Source organism: Rathayibacter sp. AY1C6 (assembly GCF_002931535.1).
Lineage (GTDB): Bacteria > Actinomycetota > Actinomycetes > Actinomycetales > Microbacteriaceae > Rathayibacter.
The window spans coordinates 22,389-45,884 of sequence record NZ_PSWC01000014.1; the positions used below are offsets into that span (position 1 = coordinate 22,389).

Below are 23,496 nucleotides of genomic sequence, written 5' to 3' on the forward strand. Positions count from 1 at the left end.
CCGCGGATCGTGCTGCGAGACGGGCCCTGCCGGTGGGACTACTTGATCGACTCGATCGCGGTGGCGACGGTCGAGGCGAGCTCGGAGCTCAGGGGAGCGGAGCCGGCCTGAGCGGCGGCGGCCTCCTGGCCCTCCTCGCTCGCGACGTAGGAGGCGAAGGACTTGACGACCTCGCCCTTGTCGGCGTCCGCGTACTCCTGGCACACGATGAGGTAGCTGACCAGGACCATCGGCCAGGCGTCCGCCTCGGTGCCGGTGCGGTCGATCTTGATCGCGAGGTCGTTGTCCTCGCGGCCCTCGGCGATGGGCGAGGCGGCGACGACCGCCGCGGCTCCGTCGGCCGAGATGGTCGAGAACGCGTCGCCGACCTTCAGCTGCGCCATGTCCATGCCCTGGGCGCCGGACTCGTCGGCGTAGCCGATCGTGTTGGTGCCGTTCTTGACCGCGTCGACGACACCCGAGGTGCCCTTGGCGCCGTCACCGCTCTGGTACGGGAAGGTCTGCGCGGCAGGAGCGTCCCAGACGTCGCTCGCGGTGGCCGCGAGGTAGTCGGTGAAGTTCTGCGTGGTGCCCGAGTCGTCCGAGCGGTGCACGGAGGTGATGTTCGCCGACGGGAGGGTCGCGTCGGGGTTCAGGGCCTTGATCTCCGGGGCGTCCCAGGAGGTGATGGTGCCCTTGAAGATGCCCGCGATGGTGGCCGCGTCGAGCTTGAGCTCGTCGACGCCCTCCACGTTGAAGATGACCGCGATCGGCGAGATGTAGACCGGGAGGTCGATCGCCTTGGTGTCGGGGGCGCAGGCGGCGAAGGTGCCCGCGAGCTCCTCGTCCTTGAGCGCGGAGTCGGAGCCGGCGTAGTCGGCGGCGCCGTCGATGAAGTTGGTGCGGCCGGCGCCGGAGCCCTGCGGGTCGTAGTTGACCGTGACCTCGGGGTTCGCGGTCTGGAACGCGGCGGCCCAGGTGGTCTGCGCGGTGCCCTGAGCGGACGAGCCGATCCCGGTGATGGTGCCGGAGAGCGTGGAGGTGGTGGCGGAGCCGGAGCTGCCGCCTGCGGCCGGTGCCTCGTTGGCAGCGCAGGAGGTCAGCGTGATCGCTGCGACGGCGGCGACGACGGCCGCCTGGCCGAGACGCGAGAATCTCACAAGTATCCCTTTCGGGTAGGAAAGCGTGGAAAACAGAACAGGGCCTGGTGCAGCCCGCGAGCGAGAGTACGGAGGGGTCGTGTCCTGGCACCGACCGCTCGGTGAACGCGCGGTGAACGGGTCCGCCTCGGGGATTGCGGAGCGCCGGGGCGGCGGGGAAGGCGCGGTGCGTCGGGCGCGTCCCGGCGGCGCGACCGGCCCGGTGCGGACGGACCCGTCGAGCCGGTCACGCAGCGCGCCCGGGCGGTCAGGCCAGCGGCGTGTGCGTCTCGATCGCGACGATGCCGGATCCGGGATGACCGGTGGAGAGGTGCACCACGGCGAAGCCCCCGGTCGGGAGCGCTGCCGCCTCGTCGAGGTAGGCGCCGAGAGGGGTCGCCGTGGCGAGGGCGATCTCGCGCAGGATCTCGGGGATCACCGGCCGGTGGCTGCAGAGGACGGCGGTGCGGCGGGCGCGGACCCGCTTGCCGACCAGGGCGCGGACGTCGGCGGTGCCCTGCTCGTGCGCCTCCTGGCTGAGGTCGTCGCGCAGCTTGACCGGCTTCCTGACCAGACCGGACAGCGGGGCGATGGTCGACCGGCAGCGCTTGGCGGTGCTCGAGACGAGGCGGCGCGGGCGCCAGGCGGCCACGGCCTGAGCGGCGGCAGCGGCCTCGACCCGGCCGCGCCCGGTGAGGCGGCGGGTGGAGTCGCGGCCGTCCCAGGAGGAGGCGGGCACCGCCTTCGCGTGCCGCAGGACCACGATCGCGAAGGTCTCGAGCGCACCGCGTGCGGCTATCCGGGCGAACTCGTCGACGATCGTCACGTCGTGCGGATAGGTCAGGTAGCTCCGGGCCCGCTTGAGCGTCACCCACTCGAGCGCCTCGACCTCGTCGTTCGGGAGGAAGTCGGATGCCAGGACGGCCTTCTCGGTCACCTGCGCCGCCCAGTAGTAGACGGCCTTCGGGCGCCCGCTCGGCAGCGTGTACTCGGTGCACCCTAGCGGCACCCCGAGCGCCACCGAGAGCCCGGTCTCCTCGCGGATCTCGCGGACCGCGGTCTCCGGGAGGGACTCGCCCGCGTCGACCTTGCCCTTGGGCAGGCTGACGTCCCGGCGGTGCGGCCGGTGGATCACGAGGATGTGCGGGCGGCCCTCGATGATCCGCCAGCACACCGCTCCTGCTGCGTAGACGGTGCCCGTCACGGGCGTCAGCGGCTGGAGGCCCGGTTGGCGGACCGTGTCGCCGCGCGCTTGCGATGGGTGATGTGCTGCATCAGCTGGTTCTGCAGGTCGGCGAGCGGTGCGCCCTCCTCGTCGAGGTGGTGCCGCGTCCAGTCGCCGTCCGGGCCGAGCCACCAGGAGGCGGTCCGCTCGTCCATCGCCCGCTCGAACATGTCGTCGATCTCGCTGAGGTGCGCCGGCTCGACGATCCGCACCAGAGCCTCGACGCGGCGGTCGAGGTTGCGGTGCATCATGTCGGCGCTGCCGATGAAGACGTCCGGCTCGCCGCCGTTGACGAAGCTGAAGATGCGGGAGTGCTCGAGGTAGCGGCCGAGGATCGAGCGCACGCGGATGGTCTCGGAGAGCCCCTCCTGGCCGGGCTTCAGCCCGCAGATGCCGCGCACCCACACGTCGACCGGCACGCCGGCCTGGCTGGCGCGGTAGAGCGCGTCGATCACGGACTCGTCGACGATCGAGTTGACCTTGATCCGGATGCCCGAGGGCCTTCCCGCGCGGGCGTTCTCGGTCTCGGCGGCGATCCGCTTGAGCAGGCCCTTCCTCAGGTGGCGCGGCGCGACGAGCAGGCGCTTGAACTTCTTCTCGATCGCGTAGCCCGAGAGCTCGTTGAACAGACGCGTGAGGTCCTTGCCGACCTCGGGGTCGGCCGTCAGGAGTCCGAGGTCCTCGTAGATGCGCGAGGTCTTCGGGTTGTAGTTGCCGGTGCCGATGTGGGAGTAGTGGCGGAGCACTCCGCCCTTCTCCTGGCGGATGACGAGCGCGAGCTTGCAGTGGGTCTTCAGCCCGACGAGCCCGTAGACCACGTGCACGCCCGCCTTCTCGAGCTTGCGGGCCCACGAGATGTTCGCCTGCTCGTCGAAGCGCGCCTTGATCTCGACCAGGGCGAGCACCTGCTTGCCCGACTCGGCCGCGTCGATGAGCGCCTCGACGATGGGGGAGTCGCCCGAGGTGCGGTAGAGCGTCTGCTTGATCGCGAGCACGTCCGGATCGGCCGCCGCCTGCTCGAGGAACGACTGCACGCTCGTCGCGAAGGACTCGTAGGGGTGGTGAAGGAGCACGTCGCCGCGGGAGACGGCCTTGAAGACGTCCTGCCGCTGGTTGGGCTCGCTGGGCGAGAGCTGCACCGCCGTCGTCGGGACGTGATTGGGGTACTTCAGGTCCGGGCGGTCGATCTTCTGCAGGCTGAAGAGCCCGCTGAGGTCGAGTGGGGCCGGGAGCTTGTAGACCTCCTGCGTCGTGATGTCGAGCTCGCGGACCAGCAGGCCCAGCGTCTCGTCGTCCATGTCGTCGGTGACCTCGAGGCGGATGGGCGGGCCGAACCGGCGGCGCAGCAGCTCCTTCTCGAGGGCCTTGATCAGGTTCTCGGTCTCGTCCTCGTCGACCTCGACGTCCTCGTTGCGCGTCACCCGGAACACGTGGTGGTCGAGGATCTCCATGCCGGGGAACAGGTCGTCCAGCTGGTTGGCGATCAGGTCCTCGAGCGAGATGAACCGCATCGGCTCGCCCGGCGCCGCGACTCCGGCGATCCGCACGAAGCGGGGGAGCATCTGCGGCACCTTGAGGCGCGCGAACTCGACCTTCTGCGTCTTCGGGTTCCGCACCCGCACCGAGAGGTTGAGCGAGAGGCCGGAGATGTAGGGGAACGGGTGCGCCGGGTCGACCGCGAGCGGCATCAGCACAGGGAACACCTGGGCCGAGAAGTAGTCGTCCAGCACGGTGCGCTCGGCGTCGCTCAGCTCGTCCCAGCGGACGAGGTCGATGCCGCCGTCGCGCAGGGCGGGCTCGACGAGCTCCTTGAACGCTCGGGAGTGGCGCTGCTGCAGCAGGTGCGCCTTCTCCGAGATGTCGGTCAGCACGTCGACCGGCACGCGGCCGATGTTCGTCGGCAGGGCGAGCCCCGTGAGGATGCGGCGCTTGAGGCCGGCGACCCGGACCATGAAGAACTCGTCGAGGTTGGACGAGAAGATCGCCAGGAAGTTCGCCCGCTCGAGCGCCGGAACCAGCGGATCCTCCGCGAGCTCGAGCACGCGCTGGTTGAACGCGAGCCAGCTCAGCTCCCGGTCGAGGTAGCGGTTGTCGGGGAGGAGCGGGTCCGAGTGCTCCTCCTCGTCGTCGAAGTCGTCGTCGAGGTCATCGCTGAGACCGTCTTCGAGAAGCAGGTTGTCGCCGTCCATGCGACCATCCTGGCACCGCGTCCGTCCGCTCCGCGCCGCCGCTCGTGAATGCCGGATGAACGGGGCCGGGGGAGGCCCTGTGGAGGAGTGCCGGCTCAGCGCAGCGGCGCGGCGCGCTGCAGGTACTGCACGTCGACGGAGGCGTCCGTGAACCCGAGCGAGCGGTAGAGCGCCACCGCCGACCGGTTCTCGGCCTCGACGTAGAGGTCGGCCGTGGTGCAGCCGCGCTCGAGCATCCGCGCGAGCCCGGCGTTCAGCAGGGTGCGGCCGAGTCCCCGTCCGGCCGCCTCGGGGGCGACCCCGAGGACGTAGATCTCGCCGGTCGTCGATCCGGGCTCGATCTTGAGCCAGTCGTAGCCGAGGAGCGTGCCGTCGGCGTCGCGGAGCAGGAGGAAGTCGCCCTCGTCGAACCACGGCTCGGCGCGGCGGGCCGCCAGGTCCTCCTCCGTCATCCGCCCCTGCTCGGGGTGCGCGGCGAAGATCCGCGCGTTCAGGGCGATCCACTCGGCCGGAGCGAGGTCGCGGGCGTCCGAGAGGACAACGCCCTCGGGGACGCGGACCTCGGGGGCGGCGAGCGGCTCGAGCTCGAGGTGCAGGAGGGTGCGCACCGGGGCGAAGCCGTGGGAGGCCGCGAGGGCCCGGGCGGCGGGGTGGTCGCCGTGCGCCCAGGCGAGCAGGCCCGTCCGCCCGCTCGCGAGGACCTGCTCCAGGGTCGCGGTGCCGAAGCCGACCCCGCGCCACTCCGGATCGACGACGAACTCCAGCTCGCCCTGCCCGAGGATCGCCGCCGCCACGACCACGTCGGCGCGCAGCCCCACGAGGAGGGTGCGCGAGCCGGCCCGGGCGTCGACGAGGGTCTGATCGCTGAAGGGGGGCTGGTGGTCGAACCAGGCGGCGCGCCCGATCAGGTGCTCGAGGCCGGCCGCCACCGCGGGATCGGCCAGATCCTCAACGGACAGGTTGAGCGACTCGCTCATTGTCCTCTTCGTACACGTTGAAGCGGTATCCGACGTTGCGGACCGTGCCGATCAGCGACTCCAGGTCGCCGAGCTTCGCGCGGAGGCGCCGCACGTGCACGTCGACCGTGCGGGTGCCGCCGAAGTAGTCGTAGCCCCACACCTCGCTCAGCAGCTGCTCGCGGGTGAAGACGCGCGAGGGGTGCGTGGCGAAGAAGCGGAGGAGCTCGAACTCCTTGAAGGTGAGGTCGAGCGGGCGCCCGTGCACCTTGGCGGAGTAGCTTGCCTCGTCGATCACGACGCCCGAGGCCTGGATGCGCGAGGTCGACTGCTCCCGCGCCAGCCGGCCGATCACCAGGCGGATGCGGGCGTCGACCTCGGCGGGGCCGGCCGAGTCGAGGATGACGTCGTTGACGCCCCAGTCGGCCGAGACGGCCGTGAGCCCGCCCTCCGTGAGGATCAGGATGAGGGGGACGTTGATGCCCGTGGTCGTGAGGATCTTGCAGAGCGACTTGGCGCTGGCGAGGTCCTGCCGCGCGTCGACCAGGATCAGATCGCAGCTCGGGGCGTTCACGAGCTGGGCGGGCTCCGCGGGGATCTGCCGGGTCCGGTGGCTGAGGAGCCCCAGTGCGGGGAGCACCTCGGCGCCTCCCGCCGAGGTCAGTATCAACAACTGCGCCACGGATCCTCCAGAACTGGTCTGCCCGCAATACTAGCGGCGGGCCGGGAGGGGCGTCCGCCTGGGGCACAATTGTCGGATGGGCAGGGATCGGGTGGGCATCGGAGTCGTCTGGGCGCTCGCACTCGCGGGCTCCGTGCTGACGCTGGCGATCGCCGCTCCGGAGTCCCGGCAGCTCTGGCTCGCGCTGACGTTCGGCGGCTGCGTGCTCGCGACCTTCGCGGTGCAGCTCGCCGTGGCCCGCGCCGAGGGGTACCTCCTCCGCGCGATGACGAGCATCGTCGGAGCGATGGCCGTGGTCGCGGTCGCGAGCGGGATCGCCCTCCTCCTCCCCGCCTGAGCAGTCGCGCCCTCCCGTCCCGAGCGCCCGGATCCGCACCGCCTGAGCGGCCGCGTCCGCCCCGCCCCGGCGTCGGAGGCGGCGGGTAGGATGAGCGCATGCTTCTCGCCCTGGAACTCTTCTACCTCGGTCTGCTCGGGCTCGCCTCCCTCGCCATCGCGTGGGTCTCCGGCGTGGTCGTCTACAAGCTCTACCGCGGCCAGCGCTAGCCGCCGCCGGAGCCCGAGTGATCTCGCTTCCGTCGGGCCTGCCGCCCGAGCTCGTCCCGCTGTCCTGGCTGCTCGGCGTCTGGGAGGGCTCGGGCGTCATCGACTACACGATCGGCGACGACTCCGTCCAGGCCGAGTTCGGCCATCGCATCAGCTTCAGCTACGACGGCCTCCCGTACCTCAACTACAACTCCTACACGTGGCTGATCGAGGAGGGCGCCGAGGAGGCGCCCCGGCCCCTGGTCACCGAGACGGGCTACTGGCGCCTCAGCCGCGCGCTGACCGACTCCGACGCCGGCCCGGGAATGCTGCCCGGCCGCGGCGCACCCGCCTTCCCCGACGCCGAGTCCGTCGAGACGCTGCGCAACGCCGCCGGCGGGTTCGACATCGAGGTCTCGCTCGTGCACCCGGACGGGGTCAGCGAGCTCTACCTCGGTCAGGTCAAGGGGCCTCGGATCGACCTCGCGACCGACGCGGTGATGCGCACCGCCGCGGCGAAGGACTACGCCGCCGCCACGCGCCTCTACGGCCTGGTCGACGACCACCTGCTCTGGGCGTGGGACATCGCCGCGCTCGGCCAGGGCCTGCGGACCCACTCCTCCGGACGGCTCGCCCGTGTCGACTGACGCGCCCTCCCCCCTCCTGGCCGCCCCGGGCGCCGTCGCGACGACGAGCGCCGCCGAGCCCGGCGTCGCCGCCCACTACGGCGAGCCCTTCCGCGAGCAGCGCGCTCTCGCCGCGGGCACCGCGCTCGTCGACCTCTCCGGCCGCGGCGTCGTGACCGTGACGGGGCCGGACCGCCTCACCTGGATCGACTCGCTCACCAGCCAGGCCGTCTCGCGCCTCGCTCCCGGCGCGTCGGCCGAGACGCTCCTGCTCGACCCGACCGGCCGGATCGAGCACGTCATCCGCCTCGTCGACGACGGCGAGACCGCCTGGCTCCTGCTCGACCGCGACGAGACGGCCGGCCTGGCCGCCTGGCTCGACCGGATGCGCTTCATGCTCCGCGTCGAGGTCGCCGACCGCACCGACGACTTCGCGACCCTCGCCGCCCTCGGCGACGGGCCGGCCCTGACGCTCGCCCTGTCCCTGGCCGAGGAGCCCGTCGTCTGGAGCGACCCGTGGTCGCAGGTCCAGCCGGGCGGCTGGCAGTACGCGCTGACCACAGAGCACCCAGGGGCCTCCTGGGAGCTCCGCGAGGTCCTGGTCCCGCGAGCGGCCCTCGAGGCCCTCGCGGAGACGGCCGTCGGGGTGGGAGTGGCCCTCGCCGGGGTCGACGCCCTCGAGGCGCTGCGCATCGCCGCCTGGCGCCCGCGCCACGCGACCGAGGTCGACGAGCGGTCCATTCCGCACGAGCTCGACCTCCTCCGCTCGAGCGTGCATCTCGCCAAGGGCTGCTACCGGGGCCAGGAGACGGTGGCGAAGGTGCACAACCTCGGGCACCCGCCGCGGCGCCTGGTCCTGCTGCAGCTCGACGGCTCCGACTCGATCCTCCCCGCCCACGGCGACGTCGTCACGGCGCTCAAGGGCGGCGAGCCGGTCGAGGTCGGCACGGTCACCTCCAGCGCCTGGCACTACGAGGACGGACCGGTCGCTCTCGCGGTCGTCAAGCGGAGCGTCCCGGTGGACCTCGAGCTGACCGTGCTGGCCGGCGACTCGCGCGTCGCCGCGGCCCAGGAGGTCGTGGTCCCTCCCGGAGCCGGAGCGGAGGCGGGAGTGCCCCGCCTGCCCCGCCTCGGGGCGACGACCAGGTAGGCCACGCCGTGGTGGCCGCACGTCCCGCCGAGCGGGGCCGGGCGGCCGAGCGGCTGCGCGGTCTCGTCTGGACCCCCGAGCTGAGTCCCGCGCGCGCCCTCGCCCGCGCGGGGGCGTCGCTCCCCGCCGTGCTGCAGATCGTGCTCGCGGCGACCCTCGCCTACTCCGTCGCGCACTTCCTCCTCGGGCACCCCGCGCCGGTGCTGGCGCTGACGGCCACGATCTCGAGCCTCGGCATCGCGCGCGACACCCGCCCCAAGCAGGTGGCCGAGACAGCGACGGGGATGCTCATCGGCATCACGGCCAGCGAAGTCCTGCTCCTGCTGTGGGGGAGCGGCGTCTGGCAGCTCGCCGTCGTCCTCGCGATCGTCTTCACGCTCGGCCGGGCCCTCTCGCCCTCGCCGGGGTTCGCCGTGGCCGCCGGGACCCAGGCGATGCTGGTGATGGTCCTCCCTGCGCCGGACGGAGGCGTCTTCACCCGGAGCGTCGACGGCCTGATCGGCGGGCTCGCGGCGCTGCTCTGCACGGCGATCGTGCCCCGCCCGCCGCTGCGCACGGCGCGGGCCGAGGCGCATCGGCTCCTCACCGCGCTCAGCCGGACGGTGGAGGAGCTGGCCGAGGCGCTCCGCCGGGGCGACTCCTCGGCGTCCACCGCAGCCCTCGAGCGGATCCGCGGGACGCAGCCGGTCATCGACGGCTGGACCGCGGCGCTCGACTCCGCGACCGGCGTCGCCCGGATCTCGCCGTTCGTCCGCCGGCACCGCGGCGAGCTCTCCCGCCAGGCCGTGATGCTGTCCGCGCTGGACCTCGCGACCCGGAATCTGCGCATCGTCGCGCGCCGCACCGACTTCCTCGTCGGGGACGGCGCCCCGCGGCCGGCGCTCGCCGGAGCGGTCGCCGCCCTCGGCCCGGGCATCGCGCTGCTCGGCCGCGCGGTCGCCGATCCTTCGGTGCTCGCCCTGGCGCGTCAGGACCTCGTGCTGCTCGCGACCACGCTCGACCCCCAGCGGCTGATCCCGGAGGCGCGCCTCGCCGAGAAGACGGTGCTCGTCCTGCTCCGCCCGCTCGTCGTCGACCTGCTCACGGCGACCGGCGCCGCTCCCGCCGAGGCTCGGGCCGCCCTGCCCCCGCTCGCCTAGGGCTCAGGAGGTCCGGTGCTCAGGCCCGGCGCTCAGGTCCGGCGCTCAGCAGGAGGGGGCGACCGCCTCCCACGCGACCGTCACCTCGCCCAGGCGCCAGCGCCGCGGCCCGCCGAGGACCGGCCACTCCGGCCGGAGGTCCCGGATCGCCGCGATCCAGCGCTGACCCGGACCGTAGACGGCGAGAGGGGCGTTCAGCGTCCACGCCCGCTCGAGGGCGGAGAGGAAGGCGTGCACGCCCTCGCCGGGCACGTTGCGGTGGATGAGGGCCTTCGGCAGGCGCTCGGCCGCCGTCATCGGCGAGGGGATCGCCGCGAGCCGGAGCGAGAGGGTCAGCGAGCGCGGGCCCTCCCGGCCGACCTCGATCCAGGTGCAGATGCGGCCGATCTCGTCGCAGGTGCCCTCGACCAGGACCCCGTCGGGCTGCAGACGGTCCGTCATCGTCGCCCAGGCTCCCTGAACCACGTCCTCGTCGTACTGGCGGAGCACGTTGAAGGCGCGGATGACGCCTGCCCGCCGCCCCGCGGGCAGGGGCACCTCGAAGCCGCCGCGCTCGAAGCGCACGCGCGCGTCCGCGGGGAACGGCGTGCCGCCCTCCCTCACCCGGGCGAGCTGGCGCCGAGCGGTGTCGACCCGTGCGGGCTCGATCTCGAGGCCGAGCACCTCGACGTCGGGCGCGGCCCGGACGAGCCGGCGGTGCAGCTCGAGCGTGGTGACCGCGCTCGCCCCGAAGCCGAGATCGACGACGAGCGGGGAGGCGGTGCTGCGCAGGACGGGCAGCTCGGCGAGCCGGCGGTCGACCCGGCGGAGGCGGTTCGTGCCCGTCGTTCCGCGGGTGACGGCTCCGATGGGCATGCTCTCCAGCGTATCCGCGGGCGAGGGGGCCGCCTCTAAGCTGGACGCATGTCCGAGACCTACACCCTCATCCTCGTGCGCCACGGCAACAGCGAGTGGAACCAGAAGAACCTGTTCACCGGCTGGGTCGACGTGCGCCTGACCGAGCAGGGAGTCGCGGAGGCCACCCGTGCCGGCGAGCTGCTGACCGAGGCGGGCCTGCACCCCGACATCGTCTACACGTCGCGCCAGACCCGGGCGATCCAGACCGCCAACATCGCCCTCGAGGTCGCCGACCGCCTGTGGATCGACGTCAAGCGCTCCTGGCGCCTCAACGAGCGCCACTACGGCGCCCTGCAGGGCAAGGACAAGGCGCAGACCCTCGCCGAGTACGGCCCCGAGCAGTTCCAGACCTGGCGCCGCTCCTTCGACGTGCCGCCGCCCCCGCTCGACGACGACGACCAGTACTCGCAGGCGCACGACGAGCGCTACGCCGACCTCGGCGACGCCCTGCCCCGCACCGAGTCGCTGAAGCTCGTGATCGAGCGGATGCTCCCGTACTGGGAGTCCGACATCAAGCCGGACCTCGCCTCGGGCAAGACCGTCATGATCACCGCGCACGGCAACTCCCTCCGCGCGCTGGTGAAGACGCTCGACGGCATCTCGGACTCGGACATCGCGGAGCTCAACATCCCGACCGGGATCCCGCTCGTCTACGAGCTGAACGAGGACTTCGAGCCGATCGGGGAGGCGCGCTACCTCGACCCCGAGGCCGCGGCCGCCGGTGCCGCCGCCGTCGCCGCCCAGGGCGCCAAGAAGTAGCACCGCCCCGCACGCGTGAACGGCCCGCCCGAGTCCTCGACTCCGGCGGGCCGTTCACGCAGCCCCGGAGGCGGAGCGCACGGACACGTCCGGCCCGCAGGAGACGATCGTTCCTGCGGGCCGGACGGTGAGACGGGCCGGAGCCCGAGGTGTCGACTAGGAGTAGTCGCCCGAGATCAGGTACTGGACCTTCTTGGCGATCGACACGGCGTGGTCGGCGAAGCGCTCGTGGTAGCGGCTGGCGAGGGTCGCGTCGACGGTGTCCGCTGCCTGGCCCTTCCACGCCTCGCTGAGCACCTTGTCGAAGACGCTGACGTGCAGCTCGTCGATCTTGTCGTCCTCGTCGCGGATCTCCTCGGCGATGCGCGGATCCTGCGAGCGGAGCAGGTCGGTCAGCTTGTGCGCGACGACCACGTCGAGGCGGCCCATCTCGACGAACGTCGGACGCAGGCTCTTGGGGACCACCTTGTCGGGGAAGCGGTAGCGCGAGAGCTGGGCGATGTGCTCGGCGATGTCGCCCATCCGCTCGAGCGACGCGCTGATGCGCAGCGCCGAGACGACGATCCGCAGGTCGCGGGCGACCGGGTTCTGCCGGGCGAGGATGTCGATCGCGAGCTCGTCGAGGCTGATGGCCAGCTCGTCGATGCGCGCGTCGCTCGCGATGACCTCCTCCGCGAGGGTGACGTCGGAGTGGTTGAACGCCTGGGTCGCCTTCTCGATGGCGATCTCGACGAGTCCGGAGATCTCGACGAGTCGTTCCTGGACCTCGGCCAGCTCCTGCTGGAAAACTTCGCGCATCTGTGTTCGACCCTCTCTACGGCGCGCGCGGACGACGGCGCCGGTTCTGCGGCGAGCACCTCGCACGCCGCTGCGACTGCACTCCGTGGGCGCAGGCGCAGTCATGATGACCACGGCAGGTTAACGGACGGTGCCGGGCGTTTGAACAGTACTCGACCCCCGGAGGATCGACGGGCGTCCGGTAGGGGGACGCCCGGTGGATGGTTAGCCTGGGTCCGTGGATTCGGGCTTGATCGTGGTTCTGTCGCTCGTTCTCGGTGTCGCGATCGGGATCCTTCTGACGACCGTGCTCACGCTCGCCGCCCGCCAGGGCCGCATCGCGCAGGACGTGATCTCGGTCGGGCTCCCCGAGGGGATCGAGGCGATCATCGACGCCGTCGGCTCGCCCGCCTTCGTGACCGACCCGTCGCACAACGTGCTGAAGGCGTCCACCCGCGCCGTCGCGCTCGGCCTGGTCTCGCAGGACACGCTGCTCCACCCCGACCTCGCCGCCATCGTCGACCGCGTCCGCCGCTTCGGCGACGACATCGTCCAGGACCTCGAGCTCGCGACCAGCCCGCTCTCCGACGCTGCCGTGACGCTCGTCGTCCACGCGACCCGCCTGGGCTCCCGCTACGTCCTCGTCATCGCCGAGGACCACACCGAGGCGCGCCGGCTCGAGGCCGTCCGCCGGGACTTCGTCGCCAACATCTCCCACGAGCTGAAGACCCCGATCGGCGCCGTCGGCCTGCTCGCCGAGGCCCTCGACTCCGCCGCCGACGACCCCCAGCAGGTGCGCCGCTTCGCGCACCGGCTGACCCAGGAGTCGCACCGCCTCGCGAAGATCACCCGCGAGATCATCGAGCTCTCCCGCCTCCAGGCCGCCGACGTCGCCGGCTCCGCCGAGATCATCCGCGTCGACGACGTCGTCACGGCGGCGCTCGAGACCACCCACGTCATGGCGGAGTCGCACGACGTCACCCTGGTCAAGGGCGGGATGAAGAAGGCCTACGTCGTGGGGCAGGAGAAGATGCTCGTCTCGGCGCTGCACAACCTCCTCGCCAACGCCATCCAGTACTCGCCCGCCGGCTCCCGCGTGGGCATCGGCGTCCGCTCCACCGGCGGCGTCGTCGAGATCGCCGTCACCGACCAGGGCATCGGGATCCCGGAGGAGGACCTCGACCGGGTGTTCGAGCGGTTCTACCGCGTCGACCAGGCCCGCTCCCGCCACACCGGCGGCACCGGCCTCGGCCTCAGCATCGTCAAGCACGCCGTGCAGAACCACGGCGGCGACGTCCGCGTCTGGTCCAAGCCCGGCCGCGGCTCCACCTTCACCATCCGGCTCCCCGAAGCCGACCCCGCCCGGACGCCCTTCGCGGCGACCGCCCCGATAGGAGAACACGCGTGACCAGCATCCTGCTCGTCGAGGACGAGAGCGCCCTCAGCGAGCCCCTCAGCTACCTGCTCGAACGCGAGGGCTACGACGTCACCGTCGCCGAGGACGGCAACCGCGCCGTCGCCGCCTTCGACGAGGGCGACTACGACCTGATCCTCCTCGACCTCATGCTGCCCGGCATGCCCGGCACCGAGGTCTGCCGCGAGATCCGCACCCGCTCCTCCGTCCCGATCATCATGGTCACCGCCAAGGACTCCGAAGTGGACATCGTCGTCGGCCTGGAGCTCGGCGCGGACGACTACGTCACCAAGCCCTACTCCACCCGCGAACTGCTCGCCCGCATCCGCGCCGTCCTCCGACGCCGCACCGAGGAGCCCGGCGAGGAGCGGATCGTCGTCGCGGGCCCCGTCCGCATGGACATCGAACGCCACACGGTCGAAGTCGACGGCGTCGAGACCCCGATGCCCCTCAAGGAGTTCGAGCTCCTCGAGATGCTCCTCCGCAACGCGGGCCGCGTCCTCACCCGCGGCCAGCTCATCGACCGCGTCTGGGGCAGCGACTACTTCGGCGACACGAAGACCCTCGACGTCCACGTCAAGCGCATCCGCTCGAAGATCGAGAAGACGCCGAAGGAGCCGGTGCTCCTGGTTACTGTCCGCGGCCTCGGCTACCGCTTCGACGCTTGATCGCGGGCCCTGGCGGGGCGATCTGCGGCGTTGTCGTCGGTTGCGATACCGCTGGTATCGCGCCCTCCTCCGCCTTGCAGCTCACCCCGCCAGGACCCGCGATCAACCCTGTACTGGAGGGGTGAGGGGTGGGGCCGTCGCTGCGCGACGAGCCGGATGGGGTAGGGCCGTCGCTGTGCGACGAGCCGTCGAGGGTGGGGCCGTCGCTGCGCGACGAGCCGTCGAGGGTGGGGCCGTCGCTTCGCGACGAGCCGGGCGGGGGCGTCGCTCAGGGCGTGGTGCTCGAGTGGTCGGCGGAGTCGGTGTATCGAGACGCGCGCAGCCGGACGTCGCGCGAATGGTGGTCGAGTGGCCGACGGAGTCGGCGGATCGTGACCTGCGGGGACGACGAAGGGCCGCCCACCGGGGTGGACGGCCCTTGAGGGCGGAGGGGGCTACTCCGCGGTGGGAGCGTCGACGCCGGGCTCGGCGGTCGGAGTGGGGAGCGCGGTCCGGGCGGGGTCGGCCGTCGGGGTGACGGTCGGCGTCGCGGAGGGAGCGGGAGTCAGCGTCGAGTAGGCCTCGAGGGCGTTCGTCAGGACGGGGACGAGGAGCTCCTTGCCCTGCTCGGAGCCGTACTGGAAGTAGACGGGGAGCAGGCCGCCGGGAATGGTGTCGATGTCGTCCATCTGGACGGCCTCGGTGCTGTCGGGGCGGACCTCGGTACGGCCGGGGACGGCGTCGACGGTGTCGCTGGTGCGGCCCGCGGAGCCCTCGTACTGCACCTCGACGCTCAGCGCCTCATCGGTGGAGTTCACGAGCGTCACGATCAGGGTGCCGGCCTCGCCGTCGTCCGAGACGATCATCGCGTTGCGGATGGCGAGATCGCCGATCGTCGCGCCGACTCCGTCGCTCGGGTCGTAGATCTTGCGCGTCGCCTGCGGGGCGACGAGGTTGCAGCCGGCGGTAGCGAGGGCGACGCCGACCGCGAGAACGACGGATGCAGCGATACGCGCCTTCACAGGAACCTCCAGATCGTCGGCCCCGCTCGCCCCGGACAGGGCGACTTCACTGTGCACGAGCCGACACCAGGCTAGCGTAGCGAGCACCGCGGCTCCGCCCGTCCGGACTCCCGTCCCGCTCGGCGCGCATGGTAATCTGTCCGCCGCTGAAAGGACGTCGCATGCAGTTCGAGGTCGGAGAGACGGTCGTCTACCCCCATCACGGAGCCGCCACGATCGCCGAGGTGAAGACCCGGACGATCAAGGGCCAGGAGAAGACGTACCTGAAGCTCCGCGTCGCGCAGGGCGACCTCGTCATCGAGGTGCCCGCCGACAACGTCGACCTGGTCGGCGTCCGCGACGTCATCGGCCGCGAGGGCGTCGAGCGCGTGTTCGAGGTCCTGCGCGCCGAGGTCGTCGAGGAGCCGACCAACTGGTCGCGCCGCTACAAGGCCAACCTCGAGAAGCTCGGGTCCGGCGACGTCGTCAAGGTCTCCGAGGTCGTCCGCGACCTCACCCGCCGCGACCGCGACCGCGGCCTCTCGGCGGGGGAGAAGAGCATGCTCGCCAAGGCCCGCCAGATCCTCGTCTCCGAGCTCGCCCTGGCCGAGAAGACCGACGAGGACGCCGCCTCCGTGCTCCTCGACGAGGTCCTCGCATCCTGAACGGTCCGGCCGGCGCGCCGACCGCGGCCGTCGTCGTCGTCGCCGCCGGCAGCGGCACGAGGCTCGGCGGCGAGCGCCCCAAGGCCTACGTCGACTGCGCGGGAAGGACGATCCTGGAGCGCAGCCTGCGCACGGTGCTGCTGCTCGCGGAGCCGGTCCAGATCGTCGTCGTGGCTCCCGCCGCCCTCCTCGAGGAGACGGCCGCTCTCGCGCACGCCGCCGGCGCCCCGGACGGCTCCGTCAGCGTCGTCGCCGGAGGCGCCAGCCGCCAGGAGTCGGTCGCTCGGGGGCTCCGGGCGCTCGGCCCGGCCGTCGAGACGGTGCTCGTGCACGACGCCGCCCGCGCCCTCACGCCCGTCGACCAGTTCGAGCGGGTGATCGCGGCGGTCCGGGAGACGCGCGGTGGAGTGATCCCGGGTCTGCCGGTCACCGACACGATCAAGCGCATCCGCGCCGACGGCGGGATCCTCGGCACGGTGGACCGCTCCGAGCTCGCCGCGGTGCAGACGCCGCAGGGCTTCCCGCGCGCGCTCCTCGACGAGGCCTACGCCTCGGCGGAGGAGGACTTCACCGACGACGCGGCGCTCCTCGCCTCGCGCGGCGGCCCCTCGATCGTCGTCGCCGGCGATCCGCTCGCCTTCAAGATCACCACCCCCTGGGACCTGGCCCGCGCCGAGCAGGTGCTCGCACCGCCGCCCGTCGTCGTCGTGCCGCGCGTCGGCATCGGCACGGACGTGCACGCCTTCGACGACGCGTCGCCGCTCTGGCTCGCCGGGCTGCACTGGCCGGGGGAGCGGGGCCTGTCCGGGCACAGCGACGGCGACCCGGTCGCCCACGCGATCTGCGACGCGCTCCTGGCGGCGGCGGGTCTCGGCGACATCGGCTCCCGCTTCGGCACGGCCGACCCGCGCTTCGCGGACGCCCACGGCGAGGTCTTCCTCCGCGCGACCCGCGAGCTGGTGGAGGCCGCCGGCTTCGCCATCGGCAACGTCTCGGTGCAGCTCATCGGCAACCGCCCGAAGTTCTCGCCGCGGCGCGAAGAGGCGCAGAGGCTGCTCTCGGAGCTGCTCGGCGCACCGGTCAGCGTCGCCGCCACCACCTCGGACGCGCTGGGCTTCACCGGCCGGGGCGAAGGGGTCGCCGCGACCGCGACGGCACTCGTCCTCCCCACCCCCGCTGTCGCCCGGTAGTCCCCGGGCGGAGCCGCCGACCCGGCCGGGAGCGGTCCGCCCGGTAAACTCGCCCGCGTGACTCTGCGACTGCATGACTCGAAGGCCCAGGCCCTCGTCGATTTCGTCCCCCTCCGCGAGAACGAGGTCGGGATGTACGTCTGCGGACCCACCGTGCAGTCCTCGCCCCACATCGGGCACCTGCGCTCCGCCCTCGCCTACGACCAGCTGCGCCGCTGGCTGGCGTACCGCGGCTTCCAGGTCACCCTGGTGCGCAACGTCACCGACATCGACGACAAGATCCTCGCCCTCGCCGAGGACGCGCGGCGTCGGGCGCCCGAGGGCGCGCCGGTCGAGCAGTGGTGGGCCCTCGCCTACCGCGTCGAGCTCGAGTTCACCGCCGCGTACACGGCCCTCGGCATCCTCCCGCCGACCTACGAGCCGCGCGCGACCGCGAGCATCGCCGAGATGATCACCCTCATCCGGACCCTGATCGAGCGCGGTCACGCCTACCCGGCGCCCGACGACTCCGGCGACGTCTACTTCGACACGCGGTCCTGGCCGGACTACGGCTCGCTCACCCACCAGCGCCTCGAGAGCATGGAGGCGGCGACCGACGCCGACCCGCGCGGCAAGCGCGACCCGCACGACTTCGCTCTCTGGAAGGGCGCCAAGCCGGAGGAGCCCGAGTCGGCCGCCTGGGCCTCGCCGTGGGGCGCCGGGCGCCCCGGCTGGCACATCGAGTGCTCCGCGATGTCGACGAAGTACCTCGGCACCCAGTTCGACATCCACGGCGGCGGGCTCGACCTGCGCTTCCCCCACCACGAGAACGAGCTCGCCCAGTCCAGCGCCGCCGGCCACGCCTTCGCCAGCTACTGGCTGCACAACGGCCTCGTGTCCGTCACCGGCCAGAAGATGAGCAAGTCGCTCGGCAACTCGGTGTTCGCCTCCGAGCTGCTCGAAGCGGCCCGCCCGCTCGTCGTCCGCTACTACCTCGGCTCGGCCCACTACCGCTCCACCCTCGAGTTCCACGACGGAGCCCTCGAGGAGGCCGAAGCGGCGCTGGAGCGGATCGAGGGCTTCCTCGAGCGCTCCCGCCGCCGCCTCGACGGCACGCGGTTCGCCGCGCTCGGCGAGCCGGTGGTCCCGGAGGAGTTCGCCGAGGCGATGGACGACGACCTGTCCGTCCCGCAGGCCATCGGCGTCCTGCACGAGACCGTGCGCGCCGGCAACGCCGCCCTCGACGCCGAGGACCTCGGCTCCGTCTCGGCCCTGCGCACCCAGGTGCTCGCGATGGCGGCCGTGCTCGGCATCGACCCGGAGGCGCCCGAGTGGGCGCGCTCCGACGACGAACCCTCGTACCGCGCGCTCAGCGTGCTGGTCGACCGCCTGGTCGCCGAACGCCAGACCGCGCGCGAGCAGCGCGACTGGGCGAGCGCCGACCGCATCCGAACCGATCTCGCCGCGGCGGGAATCACGATCGAAGACACCCAGACGGGTGCGCATTGGAGTCTCGATGGCGAATAAGCCCGGCCGCCCCGGAGCGGTCCGAAAGAAGAGCAAGGGCAAGGCCGTCGGTTCCGGCGGTCAGGGCCGTCAGGCCCTCGAGGGCAAGAAGCCCACGCCCAAGGCCGAGGACCGGCCCTACCACCCCGCAGGCAAGGCGAAGCTCGCGCGCGAGCGCTTCGTCGCCGCCGGCGGAAAGGGCCGTCCCGGCGGAGCCCTCTCCGCGGCCGCCCGCGGACAGGGGCGCCCCGCCCCGTCGCGCAAGCCCAAGAGCGGCGACGACTTCGAGATGGTGACGGGCCGGAACTCGGTCCTCGAGGCGCTGCGCGCCAGCATCCCGGCCACCACCCTCTACCTGGCGACCCGCATCGAGATGGACGACCGGGTCAAGGAGGCGCTCAAGATCGCCACCGCCCGCGGCCTTCCCGTGCTCGAGGTCATGCGCCCGGAGCTCGACCGCCTCGCCGGCCCCGACTCCGTGCACCAGGGCCTCGTGCTGAAGGTGCCGCCCTACGAGTACGCCCACCCGAGCGACCTGCTCGAGCGCAGCGTCTCCCGCGGAGCGGTCCCCCTCCTCGTCGCCCTCGACGGCATCACCGACCCGCGCAACCTCGGAGCGATCATCCGCTCCGTCGCCGCGTTCGGCGGACAGGGCGTCATCGTCCCGCAGCGCCGCTCCGTGGGCCTCAACTCCGCCGCCTGGAAGACCTCCGCCGGAGCCGCCGCACGCATCCCCGTCGCGATGGCGTCCAACCTCACCGCCATGATCAAGGACTTCAAGCGCGCGGGCGTCTTCGTCATCGGACTCGACGGCGACGGCGACGTGATGCTCCCCGGCCTCGAACTCGCCGACCGGCCGCTCCTCGTCGTCGTCGGCAGCGAGGGCAAGGGCCTCTCCCGCCTCGTCACCGAGCAGTGCGACGCCGTCGTCTCCATCCCGATCAGCTCCGCCACCGAATCCCTCAACGCCGGGATCGCGGCGTCGGTCGCGCTCTACGAGATCTCCAAACTCCGCTCCGCCTCCGAGTAGCGCGGGCACCGGCACGGCGATCTGCGGCGTTGTCGTCGGGCGCGATACCGCCGGTATCGCTTCCTCCTCCGCCTTGCAGCTCACCGCGCCGGCACCCGCGCTCCAGGTCTGGATGTCAGGGGCGCCGCCTTCGGCGAGCGGACAGGGGCGCCGCCTGCGGCGAGCGGACCGAGGGCGCCGCCTGCGGCGAGCGAGCCGGGGGAATGCGAAGAGGGCCCGTGCTGACAGCGCGGGCCCTCTTGCGGTGGTGGGGGGTCAGACGTTCTTCGTCCAGTCGACGTCGGCGTCCTCGTCGGTGAGCTCGGCGTCGCCGGACTCGTCGAGGACGAGGTTCGGGAGGGTCAGCGCCTCGGTGGGAGGAGCGATGACCGTCGCCTCGTCGCGGCGGTGACGCAGGATGTCGTTCACGTAGGCGGTGACCGCCTCCGCCAGGGGGACGTCGCGCGCCTGCTGCTGCGACATGAACCATCGGTGCTCGAGCAGCTGGTGGAACATCTCGGCCGGCTCCAGGCGGCCCTTGAGATCGCGGGGGATCGAGCGGATGACCGGCTCGAACACCTGCGCCAGCCACTCGTGCGCCACCATCTCCTCGTCCAGGCCCTGCTTGTCGTAGGTCGCCGTGTACGAGTCGAGGTCGTTGAGCAGGCGCCGCGCCTGGTTCTCCTGCGCGTCCAGCCCGGTGAGACGGAGCAGTCGCCGCTGGTGGTGGCCGGCGTCGACCACCTTCGGCTGGATCCGCACCGTCGACCCGGCCTCGTCGGTCTTGATCGCGAGCTCCTCGATGTCGAAGCCCAGCTCGTTCAGCCGGTTCACGCGGTCGTTGATCCTCCAGCGCTCCGAGGTCGCGAACGACTCGGCACCGGTCAGCTCCTTCCAGAGGCTGCGGTACGCCGCGACGATGCCGTCGGAGACCGTGATCGGATCGAGGTCGTCGTCGACGCGACCGCCGGCCTCGAGGTCGAGCAGCTCGCCGGCGATGTTGACGCGGGCGATCTCCAGATCGTTCTCGCGCTGACCGTTCGAGAGGCCGCCCGAGTAGAGCTGCCCGGTCTCCGCATCGACCAGGTAGGCGGCGAAGGCGCCGGCATCGCGCCGGAAGAGAGTGTTCGAGAGCGAGACGTCGCCCCAGAAGAAGCCGATCACGTGCAGGCGGACCAGGAGGAGCGCCAGCGCGTCGACCAGACGGGTCGCCGTGTCCGGCCGCAGTGTCTGCGAGAAGAGCGCCCGATAGGGGAGCGAGAACTTGAGGTGACGGGTGACGAGCACGGCGGGCAGGGCCTCGCCCTCGTCGTCGGTGCGGTTCGTGATCACCGCGCCCGGAACCACGCACGGCACGTCGAGGCGCTGCAGCGTCTTCAGCATCTCGTACTCGCGCCGCGACATCTCGGCGGTCGTCTCCTTGACGGCGACGACGTGACCGGAGAGGTGGGCGAAGCGGACCGTGTGCCGCGAGATGCCCTTCGGCAGGGCGGCGATGTACTCGTCGGGCCAGTCGTCGAGCCGCAGGTTCCACGGCAGGTCGAGCAGGGCCGGGTCGACGGTGGCCGAGGTGATGTTCAGGGAGCCGGACATGGTGCGCCGTTCGTGTCGCGTGTCGGACGGTGGGGGAGCCGCAGACGACGCTGCCGCCGCCCTGGAGGGGACGGCGGCAGCGTGCGGTGCAGGAGGAGGCTCAGGAGAGGCGCTCGCCCGACTCCGCGTCGAAGATGTGCACGCGGTGATTCGCGGTCACGTACACGCGGTCGCCCGCGGTCGGGTGCACGCGGCCGTCGACGCGCGCGACGATGTCGGTGCGGCGGCCCTCGACCTCGGTGTGGCCGTAGAGGTAGCCGTCCGAGCCGAGCTCCTCGATGAGGTCGACCTCGATCGGCAGTCCGCCGGGCTGGGTCGAGACGGTGACGTCCTCGGGGCGCACGCCGAGCGTGACGACCTTCTGGCTCGTCTTCGCGAGCGCCTCGCGGGCGATCGGGAGGACGGTGTCGCCGAACTTGACGCCGCCGTCGGTGACGTCCGCGTGGAACAGGTTCATCGCGGGCGAGCCGATGAAGCCGGCCACGAAGACGTTGTTCGGGTTCTCGTACAGGTCGCGGGGCGAGCCGACCTGCTGGAGGAGGCCGTCCTTGAGGACCGCGATGCGGTCGCCCATGGTGAGCGCCTCGGTCTGGTCGTGGGTGACGTAGACCGTGGTGATGCCCAGGCGGCGCTGCAGCGTGCCGATCTGGGTGCGGGTGGACACGCGGAGCTTGGCGTCGAGGTTCGACAGCGGCTCGTCCATGAGGAACACCTGGGGCTTGCGGACGATGGCGCGGCCCATCGCGACGCGCTGGCGCTGGCCACCGGAGAGCGCCTTCGGCTTGCGGTTCAGGTAGGGCTCGAGGTCGAGCATCTTCGCGGCCTCGAGGACCCGCGCGGCGCGCTCGTCCTTGTTGACGCCGGCGATCTTGAGCGCGAAACCCATGTTCTCGGCGACCGACATGTGCGGGTACAGCGCGTAGTTCTGGAAGACCATCGCGATGTCGCGGTCCTTCGGCGGAACGTCCGTGACGTTGCGGTCGCCGATGAGGATGCGGCCCTCGTTGACCTCCTCGAGGCCGGCGAGCATGCGCAGGGAGGTGGACTTGCCGCAGCCGGAGGGGCCGACGAGGACGAGGAACTCGCCGTCGCCCACCTCGAGGTTGAGCTTGTCGACGGAGGCGCGAGTGGCCCCGGGGTAGACGCGGGACGCGTGGTCGAAAGTTACGGACGCCATTGTTCTTGCTCCTTCACCGGCAGGTACGTGCCGGACGATCCGAGTGAATGGAAGTGATGGTCATCATCGCGTGGGCGACTCCGACCAACCGTCACAGTATGCCACGGGGCCGACAGTCGTCGGTCGGGCACCGCGTATCCGTCGTTTGGAGGTTTCCCAGGGCTCGCGCGTAGGATTCCGGCGAGTCGCGCCCGGCGACCCCCTTCTTCCCCTCTCTCATTCGGAGCGTTCTTGTCATGACCACCGGCGGAGCCAACGACCGTCTCTCGAAGAACCAGCGACGAGAGGCCGCCCGAGAGAAGGCGCGCCGCCTGCGCGAGCAGCAGAAGCGCCGCGACCGCGTGAGCCGCTTCGCCCTGCAGGGCGGGCTCGCCGCCGTCGTGATCGCGGTCGTCGTGATCGTGGTCTTCGCCGTCACCTCGAGCATCCGCCCCGCGGGCCCGGGCCCGGCGAACATGGCGAGCGACGGTGTCGTCATCGGCGAGAACATGGTCGCGCAGACGAGCGGTGCCGTCGCCGCCGACGGGACGCCCACCCCCAGCGCGCTCGACACCTCGGCCGGCACGGTCGACATCCGGGTCTATCTCGACTACCTCTGCCCCTACTGCGGCCAGTTCGAGAAGACCAACGGCGACCAGATCAAGGAGTGGGTGACCAGCGGTGCCGCGACGGTCGAGATCCACCCGATCGCCATCCTCACGACCCGCTCCAACGGCACCAAGTACTCGGAGCGCTCGGCCAACGCCGCCGCGTGCGTCGCGGACCGCTCGCCCGACTCCTTCTTCGACTTCAACTCCCTGCTGTTCGCCAACCAGCCGGCGGAGGGGACAGACGGACTCTCGGACGACCAGTTGAAGGACTACGCCTCGCAGGCGGGCGTCGAGGACACGGCGGCCGTGAACACCTGCATCGACGACCAGAGCTTCGTGAGCTGGGTCCGCGCCGCGACCGAGCGCGCCACATCGGGTCCGCTGCCCGGCACGGACGTGCCCGCTGTCACGGGCACCCCGACCGTCCTGGTCAACGGCGAGGCGTACTCGGGCTCGCTGACCGACCCGGACGCCTTCAGCTCCTTCGTGCTCTCGGCCGCCGCCGACTCCTACTCGTCGGCGACTCCCGCGCCCACCTCCTCCGAGACCCCGGCGCCGAGTGACACGCCCGCCTCGACCGAGGCCCCCACGTCGACCGAGACCCCCGCTCCCGGCGACGCCCCGGTCTCCACCGAGGCTCCGGCCTCCTCCGAGCCCACTCCGGCCGCCGCGGGCTGAGCCC

22 protein-coding genes are annotated in these 23,496 nt (G+C 71.9%); 12 read left to right on the forward strand and 10 right to left on the reverse strand.

Annotated elements, in window-relative coordinates; genetic code table 11:
- Positions 1-38: 38 nt before the first annotated feature.
- The 5 genes from pstS to C5D36_RS10015 form a co-directional block, all read right to left on the reverse strand.
- Positions 39-1,139 (reverse strand): phosphate ABC transporter substrate-binding protein PstS, encoded by a 1,101-nt coding sequence (gene pstS, locus C5D36_RS09995; RefSeq protein ID WP_104233897.1) that lies wholly within the window; start codon positions 1,137-1,139, stop codon positions 39-41.
- A gap of 247 nt (positions 1,140-1,386) precedes the next feature.
- Positions 1,387-2,322, reverse strand: a complete 936-nt coding sequence (locus C5D36_RS10000) for an NUDIX domain-containing protein (RefSeq protein ID WP_104224703.1) — start codon at positions 2,320-2,322, stop codon at positions 1,387-1,389.
- A 5-nt stretch (positions 2,323-2,327) separates the two neighbouring features.
- Positions 2,328-4,532: an RNA degradosome polyphosphate kinase gene (locus C5D36_RS10005; protein WP_104224702.1), complete on the reverse strand. Its 2,205-nt coding sequence runs from the start codon at positions 4,530-4,532 to the stop codon at positions 2,328-2,330.
- 95 nt (positions 4,533-4,627) lie between these two features.
- Complete coding sequence (gene mshD / locus C5D36_RS10010; RefSeq protein WP_104249369.1) at positions 4,628-5,509, reverse strand: mycothiol synthase; 882 nt, start codon at positions 5,507-5,509, stop codon at positions 4,628-4,630.
- On the reverse strand, positions 5,481-6,170 hold the full coding sequence (locus C5D36_RS10015) for a winged helix-turn-helix domain-containing protein (protein WP_104295735.1): 690 nt from the start codon (positions 6,168-6,170) through the stop codon (positions 5,481-5,483). Before C5D36_RS10015 ends, mshD begins: the two co-directional genes overlap by 29 nt.
- Positions 6,171-6,246: 76 nt before the next feature.
- Here C5D36_RS10015 and C5D36_RS10020 point away from each other — a divergent pair, with 76 nt between their 5' ends.
- From C5D36_RS10020 to C5D36_RS10035, 4 genes are all read left to right on the forward strand, one after another.
- Positions 6,247-6,507 (forward strand): hypothetical protein, encoded by a 261-nt coding sequence (locus tag C5D36_RS10020; protein ID WP_146076503.1) that lies wholly within the window; start codon positions 6,247-6,249, stop codon positions 6,505-6,507.
- Positions 6,508-6,733: 226 nt separating this feature from the next.
- Positions 6,734-7,342, forward strand: a complete 609-nt coding sequence (locus C5D36_RS10025) for an FABP family protein (protein WP_104224698.1) — start codon at positions 6,734-6,736, stop codon at positions 7,340-7,342.
- Positions 7,332-8,471: a folate-binding protein YgfZ gene (locus C5D36_RS10030; protein ID WP_104295736.1), complete on the forward strand. Its 1,140-nt coding sequence runs from the start codon at positions 7,332-7,334 to the stop codon at positions 8,469-8,471. The genes C5D36_RS10025 and C5D36_RS10030 overlap by 11 nt, the downstream gene beginning before the upstream one ends.
- An 8-nt stretch (positions 8,472-8,479) precedes the next feature.
- Positions 8,480-9,610, forward strand: coding sequence for an aromatic acid exporter family protein (locus tag C5D36_RS10035; protein ID WP_104295737.1), 1,131 nt, complete (start codon positions 8,480-8,482; stop codon positions 9,608-9,610).
- A 45-nt stretch (positions 9,611-9,655) separates the two neighbouring features.
- Here C5D36_RS10035 and C5D36_RS10040 read toward each other — a convergent pair whose 3' ends face one another.
- Positions 9,656-10,465, reverse strand: a complete 810-nt coding sequence (locus C5D36_RS10040) for a class I SAM-dependent methyltransferase (RefSeq protein WP_104295738.1) — start codon at positions 10,463-10,465, stop codon at positions 9,656-9,658.
- 48 nt (positions 10,466-10,513) lie between these two features.
- On the opposite strand from C5D36_RS10040, the gene C5D36_RS10045 reads away from it, so the two are divergent.
- Positions 10,514-11,266 (forward strand): phosphoglyceromutase, encoded by a 753-nt coding sequence (locus tag C5D36_RS10045; protein ID WP_104224694.1) that lies wholly within the window; start codon positions 10,514-10,516, stop codon positions 11,264-11,266.
- A 156-nt stretch (positions 11,267-11,422) separates the two neighbouring features.
- Here C5D36_RS10045 and phoU read toward each other — a convergent pair whose 3' ends face one another.
- Positions 11,423-12,064 carry a phosphate signaling complex protein PhoU gene (gene phoU, locus C5D36_RS10050; protein WP_104224693.1) on the reverse strand — a complete coding sequence of 214 codons (642 nt, stop codon included), beginning with the start codon at positions 12,062-12,064 and terminating at the stop codon, positions 11,423-11,425.
- Between the two features lie 217 nt (positions 12,065-12,281).
- On the opposite strand from phoU, the gene C5D36_RS10055 reads away from it, so the two are divergent.
- On the forward strand, positions 12,282-13,451 hold the full coding sequence (locus C5D36_RS10055; RefSeq protein ID WP_104224692.1) for a cell wall metabolism sensor histidine kinase WalK: 1,170 nt from the start codon (positions 12,282-12,284) through the stop codon (positions 13,449-13,451).
- Entirely contained in the window at positions 13,448-14,125 is a 678-nt protein-coding gene (locus tag C5D36_RS10060; RefSeq protein WP_104227263.1) for a response regulator transcription factor, read from the forward strand. Before C5D36_RS10055 ends, C5D36_RS10060 begins: the two co-directional genes overlap by 4 nt.
- 434 nt (positions 14,126-14,559) lie before the next feature.
- Here C5D36_RS10060 and C5D36_RS10070 read toward each other — a convergent pair whose 3' ends face one another.
- Positions 14,560-15,126 (reverse strand): hypothetical protein, encoded by a 567-nt coding sequence (locus C5D36_RS10070; RefSeq protein ID WP_104224588.1) that lies wholly within the window; start codon positions 15,124-15,126, stop codon positions 14,560-14,562.
- Positions 15,127-15,287: 161 nt separating this feature from the next.
- Here C5D36_RS10070 and C5D36_RS10075 point away from each other — a divergent pair, with 161 nt between their 5' ends.
- Genes C5D36_RS10075 through rlmB form a run of 4 tightly spaced genes read left to right on the forward strand, consistent with a single transcriptional unit; the run spans position 15,288 to position 19,475 of the window.
- Positions 15,288-15,770, forward strand: a complete 483-nt coding sequence (locus C5D36_RS10075) for a CarD family transcriptional regulator (RefSeq protein WP_104224589.1) — start codon at positions 15,288-15,290, stop codon at positions 15,768-15,770.
- Positions 15,764-16,960 (forward strand): 2-C-methyl-D-erythritol 4-phosphate cytidylyltransferase, encoded by a 1,197-nt coding sequence (gene ispD / locus C5D36_RS10080; RefSeq protein WP_104295766.1) that lies wholly within the window; start codon positions 15,764-15,766, stop codon positions 16,958-16,960. The genes C5D36_RS10075 and ispD overlap by 7 nt, the downstream gene beginning before the upstream one ends.
- 57 nt (positions 16,961-17,017) lie before the next feature.
- Complete coding sequence (gene cysS / locus C5D36_RS10085) at positions 17,018-18,466, forward strand: cysteine--tRNA ligase (RefSeq protein ID WP_104295740.1); 1,449 nt, start codon at positions 17,018-17,020, stop codon at positions 18,464-18,466.
- Entirely contained in the window at positions 18,456-19,475 is a 1,020-nt protein-coding gene (gene rlmB / locus C5D36_RS10090; RefSeq protein WP_104224591.1) for a 23S rRNA (guanosine(2251)-2'-O)-methyltransferase RlmB, read from the forward strand. The genes cysS and rlmB overlap by 11 nt, the downstream gene beginning before the upstream one ends.
- 255 nt (positions 19,476-19,730) lie before the next feature.
- Here rlmB and C5D36_RS10095 read toward each other — a convergent pair whose 3' ends face one another.
- Positions 19,731-21,047, reverse strand: a complete 1,317-nt coding sequence (locus tag C5D36_RS10095) for a DUF4032 domain-containing protein (protein WP_104226481.1) — start codon at positions 21,045-21,047, stop codon at positions 19,731-19,733.
- A gap of 100 nt (positions 21,048-21,147) precedes the next feature.
- Complete coding sequence (locus C5D36_RS10100) at positions 21,148-22,224, reverse strand: ABC transporter ATP-binding protein (RefSeq protein WP_104224593.1); 1,077 nt, start codon at positions 22,222-22,224, stop codon at positions 21,148-21,150.
- 236 nt (positions 22,225-22,460) lie between these two features.
- Between C5D36_RS10100 and C5D36_RS10105 the strand changes: the two genes are divergently transcribed.
- Positions 22,461-23,492, forward strand: coding sequence for a thioredoxin domain-containing protein (locus C5D36_RS10105; protein ID WP_104295741.1), 1,032 nt, complete (start codon positions 22,461-22,463; stop codon positions 23,490-23,492).
- Positions 23,493-23,496 lie beyond the last annotated feature (4 nt).